This window comes from Nostoc sp. (genome assembly GCF_054880495.1).
In genome coordinates, this window is the sequence record NZ_JBTYKD010000033.1 from 19,660 (window position 1) to 27,812 (window position 8,153).

An 8,153-nucleotide genomic window follows, 5' to 3' on the forward strand; every position below is an offset into this window, starting at 1 on the left:
AGTTGTGTAACCGAGAAATAGTATGCTTATAACAAGCAACTAACCTTCTATTCGGCTGATATGGTTAAGCGAATGCTCATTTTCTCAGCGTTCGCTTTTAACTTTTGACCAACACCCGTGCCTTCTTAGTAGCAAAAGCCCCCGCAGTTCTTAATGCAGCAGTCGGGTTTGGATGAGCGAAAAACTCTTCAATTGCCTTGGTTAGACCATCTGCAACAATTGGGTCATGGCAGGCGTAAACGTAAACCGGCTGCTGAGTGCCGTTGACCAGCCGCATTTCCTGACGCTCTCCCAGTTGTGGGTAAAAGGTGCGTACCCAAGTACCGAGATGACCGCGATAATGCGAACCGTTAAGGGGGACTTTTTTACCCAGTTCGCTCTCTGCAAAGTTGACCACACCCATCCATTTCTGTTGGCTACCGGAAAGTGCTTGTTGATTGTGTTGGGCTAGGAGATTGGCGGCGAAGTCTTGAAAATGCTGCTCCATGTATGGGTTGAGTCTGCCACCTGTGAGTTCGGCTAAAGTTCTCATCGCCTCGACCAAAGTTTGTAGGCGCTGCTCGACTGGTGGTAGGGCAGGAACAGGTGCAGGAGTTTGAGGAGTGATGCTCTTAACAGCTGCAACCAAGTCTAAAATGATGGTTCTAACTTGCGCTGCTACTTGAGATTGCTGCAAGATCATTGCGATCCTTAACGCACCCAAAGCCGAAAAAACTCTAATTTGGGAAGTTCTTGATGGTAGACAGAGTGTCTGTCGAGCATCACGTAAGTCAATGCCTGTAAGGGTTTTAGTTTCAAGGCTTTGGAATTCAGATTGATTTACTCTTGTTAGTTCTTTGACTGCGGACTCTGTAACTGAAAAATATTCCGCTATTTGTGCAGTAGTTGCCCAGCCGCTACCGTTCCATACAGCGAACACTATTGCCTTTGCTTTGCTGAGAACAACTTTTGCGCGTTCTTCATCTAGGTTAGAAAGTGCAGAAGTTCTCAATGATGGAGACTCGACTAAAACATTTTGATTTAAAGGTAAACTCATCCTGTTCGACTCCTAAGTAAATTTCAAAATTTTAGGTATTCACTCGCAGCAAACTTTTTTCACCAACTAATGAGAAGCGATTAGATATAGTCCGTGATTGAGTTAAGGTTGGCGACACCAATTCAACCATGTAAAACCAAGAATTATGCACCAGCGCAATTCCCAAAATCAGCCGTTGCTTTGTTCCTTTATCGTGAGAACAGAGGATTACTCTTTCACCCAGAACGAAAGCAGGTTTTTGTACAGTGATGGCTTGTAATTCTCCAGTGGAGATGATTTGATGCTGTGTTGCGTGGAGTATTTCTTTACCGCAATCAATTGAATAAATCCAACATTCATGCTTCCACTGAACACCACAGCAATAGCCGAATGTTCTGGTGGTTCTGAGGTATACTCTTTCTAGTAAATTGACTTCAACTGGTGGCATTGTTTGACCCCAAGGTGGAGAAAGATACCAGCTTTTTTCAAGAGCAGTAATTAACTCAATCATGCATTTTTCTGTTGTGGGGATAAAATTATTTTCAGACGTTCAAAAATTAGTGCAGCGCATTGGGGGACAATGGCATTACCTAAAGCCATCAACTGTTGTTTGTGTTGTCTTCTGAGACTTTGGTATTCTGCATAGAGTTGGCGATATTCTTTTTGGCTATCTGCCGGAAGCGCTGCAATCTCGCCACGACTGAGCCTATTGAAAGTGGGGATTGTGGCTGCGGTAAGCCAATCGTCAATCTCTCTGTGGGTGACGATACATCTGTCCAGAAGAGCGGTACACCGATCATTGCCTCCACTAAATGAGGGTTGAGGGCGCGATTCGTGGCTGTATCCAATCCTGCGGCTACATCCTTGAGATTGGGCGGACGCTGTTTGTGTAATTGGTAGGGGCTGCCGCTTTTCCAGTCGCTGGCAATTGGCGTGGGTAGCATCACCGCCGCCGACAGGTGCAGCGTCTGTCCCGGCTTGTGGGAAGCAACTCCGGGGTGATTGCCATCCTGCGCTTTGGGAGTTGGTAGCAATGATCCAGACACGCTCCCGTTTGTGGACGGCTCCCACTGCGTAAGCTGAAAGCACTCCCCATTCGACATCAAACCCCATCTGGCTAAACTGCCACAGTACGGCACGGAAAAATTCACCGCCTTCAGCAGTAAGCAGTCCGGGTACGTTTTCCACAATTGCCCATTTTGGTCGAACTTGGCGAAGGATTCTAAAGAATTCCCCGAACAAGTTGCGTTCATCTTGCGACGCTTGACGTTTCCCCGCAAGGCTGAAGGGGGGGCAAGGGAGTCCGGCGATGATACCGTCAATATTTCCAACTCCGATTCTTGCCAAAGACTCAACTGTAATATCATGAATGTTTGGGATAATTGGAATATGTGGAAAGCGCAGATTTAGAACTTGTTGACAGTAAGAGTTAATCTCGCAAAAAGCTACAGTTTCAAAACCACCGCTAATCATGTGACCGAGGGTGAAGCCGCCAATACCAGAACAAAGGTCAAGGACTTTTTGGGTTTTAAGGGGAGTGATTTGTTCTGTCATGCTTTTCTCCCTAACAAGTAATTAATCGCTTCGGTATCGAGAGCAGCAATGCGTTTTTTAATTGATTGTGGTGGGTTATCAAAAAACTGTTTGAGATACCGTCTCCGAATTTGGTAATGTCTGGCAGAGCGTCTTGTAGCTTTGAGCCATCCTCGTTTTACCCATCTTGTAACAGTTGAGAAATTCAATTGAAGAACTTGAGCAATTTCTTGACAAGAATAGTTATCAAGAGTGGGACGAACCGAATAACCTAAGCTATTTAACTTCAGAAAAATTGCAACTGGTGTGCGATGATATCCTCGTCTTTTTAAGCTTGAGGCTATTTGTTTAACTGTATAGACTTCAGCTTTCGCCTCAATAATTGCGAGTTCTTCATCAGTCCATTTGATACTCATAATCTCACCTCCCCTATTGATGCAGATTTGGTATCAGAATGTTCTTTGACAATCCGAGCGCTGATAGATTCAAAATCTACTTGGAAGATGTTCATCTCAGTCTGCATTCCCCCAGTGTTGTAGCGGTCTACGATGTGCTGCTTGATTACAGATTCATCCAGCCCATCAGGGATATCAATATGGGCTTCACTAATGATTTTTTCGACTACTGTGACAATGACTTTCATGATTTAATTACTCTGTGATTAATGGAGAAGTCAGGAGCCAGAATAATTCTGAATCCTGACTTCTGATTTACACTGCTCCAGTTTTTACTGCTTGCAATTCCTGCATCCATGCGCTGATTGCTGTTAATTCATCAGCACCCTTTACCACAGCTTCAACAACCTGCTTTTGATAAGAAGACTCCGCATGATTGGGATGGTCAGACTTATCTGCTGCCCAAGCCAAACACATAGTCTTCACTAGTTCATCAATTTTGCTAATATGCAATTGGCTGGGGCTATTTGCGTCTTTAAATTGCAACCACTCTCTGACTAAATCAAGGGGATAATCAAGCAAGGTACGAATGTTTTTGATTCGTAAGTCTTGGGGGTGTACTGGTTGAGGAACTACCCTAAGTTTTGGTGTAGATGGAGTAGTTGAGGAATTCCCACCTAGTAAAATTTGGATGTCACTAATGATTGTTGCCCAATCCAAATCTCTACTCCATTCCCTGTAAATCTTGGTTTTGGTTACGGCATCGTAAAGATTACAGAAAACTGTGTTTTCGTCGCCAGCATTAGCAACGATAATCAGTGGCTTAGAAAAATCTTGGATTAAAGAAGCAGCTAAAAGGAAGCTTTTGGCGAAATTGGTTTCAACACCAGTTCTTATGACGTAAAGTTCATCAGTACTAACAACAATATCAAGTTTGAGATTGTCTTTACCTTTGAATTCTTTAGTCGTTAGGCGGAGTTCAGCTAGATACCCAGTTAATGCTCTTTGGGAAACTGGGATTTTCTTATCTTGGCTGATATTGAACTTGTACCAGACGTAAGATTCCCCATCTACTTCCCCCTGGTTGACATATAAATAGACGGGTTCAGGAGGGTTACACAAACCTAGTTTTATTTCAGCAGTCATATTTCACCTCGATTAAAGTTTCATTGATTAGTGTTTCGTGTGCAATAATGGGAATCCTGTAGCGGGAGAAAAACTTCCGTGCGTTCATCTAAAGTAATGGCATTCCTTTAGGTGAACGCTTTTGTACTAATTAGAAGTTTCTCGATTCCGGTCTAGCTCCCATTGGAGATAAGTTAGGGCAGTGCTTGCATCAGCAATGTTTAAGTCAGGGCTATATCCGTCATTCAGTAGTTGTTTGTAATCTGGGTGCGTAGCAATTTCCGATATTAGGGTTTGAGCTTGTTCAACTAATTGGTGGAGGCTAGGGTTAGACATTTCAATGCCGAGCCGTGAACATAAATCCTCTGCTTTCACTCCTATTGTTCCTGGTTCAATCTCCGTCGCTAACTCTTCAAGTAAAGATTGAAAATTCGGATGTTCATCGTTGATTTCCACCTCAAATAAATCTGCATTCTTTGTAACGACAGTTGCCCAATCGGGTAAAGTTTGTGGAATAGTCTTAGCGTAAAGTTTCATGGTTGTTTCCTCTGGGATTAATAACCTAAAAATCCTCGGCAATCTCCAACAAAAATCCCCGTCCCGTGTTCTGTACTTGCACGAGTTCTTTATCAAGTAGTGTTTGAATGACGGAATCAGAGAATTGGAATTGCAAACGATGCAATGGAACACAACCGCCGCAAAGCTGAATCAAACGCAGCAAATGTTTGGCTCTCCCCTCAAAGTTATCTGTAGAATTAGCCATTAGTGAAACCTCCAGTCATTGCCGCTAGCTGTTGTTGTAAAATTGCTATCTGCTGTTGATAAAACTCAATCTCTGCGGTTATTTCTGAGAATAATTCCTGTGAGGAAAGCGGTTTAATTTGATTTTCCTGAAAGTGAAACAATTCATCAGAGTTTTTATTAGGCATCAAGGCATAGCGCCAGCCACCACCGAATTGTTCAGCTAATTCAGTACCATTCGGGTAGTAATAAAATCCCAAAATGATACCGTCTTGTGTACGCTGTTCCAAAGCAAAGCGAGGGTAGCCCCAGTGTTGGGGGATTGAGATTGTCGGTTGCATTGATTTAATTGGGGATTGGTGAATAAATAATTAAGGAAAGGGGGAAAGGGCAAAGGGGAAGGGAATGAAGAAATTTACCTTTAACCAATACCTTTAACCTTTTCCCAAGCGAAGCCCAAGACTACGCTGTGACTAACTCCGCTCTCTCCAGCAGCTGTTGCAATTTATCGCCAGTTAGCTGTTCTAACGGTTGCTCTAAAAAATATTCATCAAAAATGGATTTACCATCAGTAGACACGTCCACCATCGACAGCGATCGCACTGCATCATAGACCGAGTTAGAATACTGCTGCTGAACTGAATAACGCCTCTTCACCCACCAGTTACCCTCAGTGCATCCGACTTGCCCCAGTTTCAGGCCGTTGTTGTTGTAAATGCCATCATCGAGAATTTCAAACCCATAATTCTGGCACTCGTTGAAGATATGCGCCATGATTCGGTTTTCGGTCGTGGGGGGTGTTGCTTCTTTATCCTGCACAGGTAATGAGCCGTCTTTGTAGTGAGTGCAGATGAAGCGATCGCAACGCATTAGAGTGTTGGCACGGAATACTTCTTTGTCGTTGACCGTGACTACCCAGCGTTGGGTTAAGTGGTTGTCGTCATGGGCGATGGTGGCTACCAGTTGATTACCAGCATAATATTCGTGATGGTCAAACGAAATTTCGACTATTGTGAGGGGTTCGGGAGCTACAACTTGGGCTTGGTCAGCGATGTAATTGTCGAATTCGACTTGGGCTGCGGCTTGGTTGTCAACTTTTTGAAGCTGGGTGGATTGGTGGGTGATGATTGCGTTTACCCAGGTGTCAGCCGCTCTTTTGTCCCCGGTGGGTATAACGCCACGTTCGGCAGCGATTCTTTTGAGACGGGGGAGGTTATAGCGGCAAAGGGCTTGCTGTGTGTAGGTTGGATGGGTCATAATAGAAACTCCTGTAAAAAGGTCAAAGGGTGATCGCAGAGCCTACGAAACTTGAGCGGTCGCCTTTTGTTTTGTATGTTTCTATTTTACCGTTACCAACGGACAAAGGTCAAGCAACAACAGTAATTATTTTGGCAGTATCGAAAAAATCGGTAATATCGGCATTCAGTGCTTCACATAAAACGTTAACAACCTCTACTGAAACAGTGATTGTTCCACTTTTGAGGCGAGTAGCATAATAGTCAGGCTGTTCTAATTGCTGAATATATTGATGTGCAACCTTTTGCCCAAGTTCAGTGGTTTTTTGCTCAAGCTGACGACGTGGGATATTTCCGCGTAATTCTGTTAGCTTTTTGGCTTGTTTATTACCCCATTTGAATGTAGCAATATGTTCAATATCTATCATTGTAGTAATTTTTTTTCCGTTGCCACTTGCCAGCATAACATTTTAGGTTTATTGTTGTAAGCAGTAATAAAGTACCCTACAGAAAGGTGGCATAACCGTTCATGTCGTCAACTTTGTATTACTATGCAACAACCAAGGACAGCGATCGCCTTTTGTCTAGGGCAATTTGCTCTAAGTTGAGTTATGAAAGTAGCAAGTAAGGGAGCAATCGCTTCTTTAAGAAATCTAGGCTATGGGAGATGAACAACAGCCTTAGTAAAAACTCTTCTCAATCGCAGATATCCCCTAGTAAAAATCGCCGACGCAAGGGCGAGGGCAACGGTTTTATTCACTGGCGCACCATAACTAAGGACGGGAAGGATTATCCCCAGGCTTATTACCACTGGCAAGAAAACGGAGAAAAAGGGACGAAGTATATCCCTAAAAAATTACTAGGGGATATTCAGGAAGCTGAAGCAGCCAAACGTCCAGTTGTACAGATATTGCGGCTGTTGGGGGGGGGTGAAATAATGATTTTTGTTGCTTATACGGAATACATTAAGGAATAGACTCGTCCTAAAGGTAAAAGTCTTGTCTAACAAGGATTATTAATTTTTTATCTTGAGAGAGTGATTAAAGAGCGTTATCCCTCTTTTTTACTACGAGGAGAGAAAAATACTGCCTTACTTCTGAACGCTAAACAAAATAATGAATTGTGCGATCACAAGCTAACTCTGTCATTTAAACTTGCTTGTTGAGAAGAGACGTAAAAACAGGGTTTTAGATTATTCTCTACCGAAGGTAACAAAAGAGAGATTAGTAGAACAAATAGAAGAAATCAAACTATGTTCATAAAAGTAAAGTAGGTTAAAATTCTCTTTTCTCCTGCCTTCTGCCTCTTCCTAATGATTAATATTCAAACCGACTTACTTACTGGAGGAATATACGACAAGAATATCACTAAGTTAGGGTTAAGTAACTTTAGCTCATAACTTTTAATTTTTGTATAAAATATTACAAATTACTTAGTTGATTTTTAAAAAATCGCTCTTTCTGGCTTTAATTGAACTTTTTCGCGTTGTCCCCTTCCAACCCTTGTCAGTTATGTTCCTTATATCGAAAATGAAACTGCTTTAAAGTACCATAAGATACTAAAGAAAATAGGTTACACGAGGACTATTAATGTCAAGGCATCCAGTGATAAAAATTCTGTTTGATGAATCTCATAATGAATTGCTGCGCTCTCAAGAAATCCCAGATGATGACGAAATTGATACTTGGAGTAAGTTAAATGACGCACTTATAAAAATAGGACATGAGGTGACTTCTTACTCAGGTAATGTAACTGTTGGAGAGGAACTTACTGCTCAATTATTAAGTAGTTATAAAGTTGGTTCTTCCGCTAGTTTTATGGAGAATTAATACTAAAATGCCAGTTTAATAAACTGCGTAATCGAAAATTGCTAAAGTTACGAAAGCCATATCCAAGTCTTTTAATTAACTTAAGTTTATTATTAATTCCTTCTACAGTACCACTCGTGGTTCTCCCGTCAAAATAGCCTACTATTTCACCAAACCATCTAACCATTGTACCTATACTTTTCGGAAAATATGAAAGTGCATCATGCATCCAATCTAATAATTTAATTATGCTGTCTCCCCAAGATATAGTTGATTCAAATATGTCTCGAAAATCCTCTTT

General features: G+C 42.1%; 14 protein-coding genes. 2 read left to right on the plus strand and 12 right to left on the minus strand.

Translation table 11 applies throughout. From position 1 onward, the window contains the following. Window positions 1-97 precede the first annotated feature (97 nt). The 11 genes from ACYTXL_RS04090 to ACYTXL_RS04140 form a co-directional block, all read right to left on the minus strand. Window positions 98-1,036: a hypothetical protein gene (locus tag ACYTXL_RS04090; RefSeq protein ID WP_461923597.1), complete on the minus strand. Its 939-nt coding sequence runs from the start codon at window positions 1,034-1,036 to the stop codon at window positions 98-100. 31 nt (window positions 1,037-1,067) lie between these two features. After that, window positions 1,068-1,526, minus strand: coding sequence for a DUF1392 domain-containing protein (locus ACYTXL_RS04095; RefSeq protein WP_461923598.1), 459 nt, complete (start codon window positions 1,524-1,526; stop codon window positions 1,068-1,070). After that, the gene (locus ACYTXL_RS04100; protein WP_461923599.1) at window positions 1,523-2,569 is read right to left on the minus strand and encodes a DNA cytosine methyltransferase; all 1,047 of its coding nucleotides are present in this window, start codon (window positions 2,567-2,569) and stop codon (window positions 1,523-1,525) included. Before ACYTXL_RS04100 ends, ACYTXL_RS04095 begins: the two co-directional genes overlap by 4 nt. Beyond that, window positions 2,566-2,964, minus strand: a complete 399-nt coding sequence (locus ACYTXL_RS04105; protein ID WP_461923600.1) for a MerR family transcriptional regulator — start codon at window positions 2,962-2,964, stop codon at window positions 2,566-2,568. Before ACYTXL_RS04105 ends, ACYTXL_RS04100 begins: the two co-directional genes overlap by 4 nt. Next, the gene (locus ACYTXL_RS04110; RefSeq protein ID WP_461923601.1) at window positions 2,961-3,191 is read right to left on the minus strand and encodes a hypothetical protein; all 231 of its coding nucleotides are present in this window, start codon (window positions 3,189-3,191) and stop codon (window positions 2,961-2,963) included. Before ACYTXL_RS04110 ends, ACYTXL_RS04105 begins: the two co-directional genes overlap by 4 nt. 67 nt (window positions 3,192-3,258) lie before the next feature. After that, a complete protein-coding gene (locus ACYTXL_RS04115) occupies window positions 3,259-4,089 on the minus strand; it encodes a hypothetical protein (protein WP_461923602.1) in 831 nt (276 codons plus the stop codon). Between the two features lie 126 nt (window positions 4,090-4,215). Beyond that, on the minus strand, window positions 4,216-4,605 hold the full coding sequence (locus ACYTXL_RS04120) for a hypothetical protein (protein WP_461923603.1): 390 nt from the start codon (window positions 4,603-4,605) through the stop codon (window positions 4,216-4,218). 25 nt (window positions 4,606-4,630) lie between these two features. Then, window positions 4,631-4,831 (minus strand): hypothetical protein, encoded by a 201-nt coding sequence (locus ACYTXL_RS04125; protein ID WP_461923604.1) that lies wholly within the window; start codon window positions 4,829-4,831, stop codon window positions 4,631-4,633. Then, on the minus strand, window positions 4,824-5,150 hold the full coding sequence (locus ACYTXL_RS04130) for a hypothetical protein (protein WP_461923605.1): 327 nt from the start codon (window positions 5,148-5,150) through the stop codon (window positions 4,824-4,826). The genes ACYTXL_RS04125 and ACYTXL_RS04130 overlap by 8 nt, the downstream gene beginning before the upstream one ends. 121 nt (window positions 5,151-5,271) lie before the next feature. After that, on the minus strand, window positions 5,272-6,066 hold the full coding sequence (locus ACYTXL_RS04135) for a hypothetical protein (protein ID WP_461923606.1): 795 nt from the start codon (window positions 6,064-6,066) through the stop codon (window positions 5,272-5,274). Between the two features lie 109 nt (window positions 6,067-6,175). After that, entirely contained in the window at window positions 6,176-6,508 is a 333-nt protein-coding gene (locus tag ACYTXL_RS04140; protein ID WP_461923607.1) for a hypothetical protein, read from the minus strand. 203 nt (window positions 6,509-6,711) lie between these two features. Here ACYTXL_RS04140 and ACYTXL_RS04145 point away from each other — a divergent pair, with 203 nt between their 5' ends. After that, a complete protein-coding gene (locus tag ACYTXL_RS04145; protein WP_461923608.1) occupies window positions 6,712-7,020 on the plus strand; it encodes a hypothetical protein in 309 nt (102 codons plus the stop codon). Between the two features lie 613 nt (window positions 7,021-7,633). Beyond that, the gene (locus tag ACYTXL_RS04150; protein WP_461923609.1) at window positions 7,634-7,873 is read left to right on the plus strand and encodes a hypothetical protein; all 240 of its coding nucleotides are present in this window, start codon (window positions 7,634-7,636) and stop codon (window positions 7,871-7,873) included. On the opposite strand, the gene ACYTXL_RS04155 is transcribed toward ACYTXL_RS04150, so the two are convergent. Then, window positions 7,860-8,153, minus strand: a 294-nt coding sequence (locus tag ACYTXL_RS04155; protein WP_461923610.1) for an ISL3 family transposase, incomplete at its 5' end; no start/stop codon positions are given. The genes ACYTXL_RS04150 and ACYTXL_RS04155 overlap by 14 nt on opposite strands.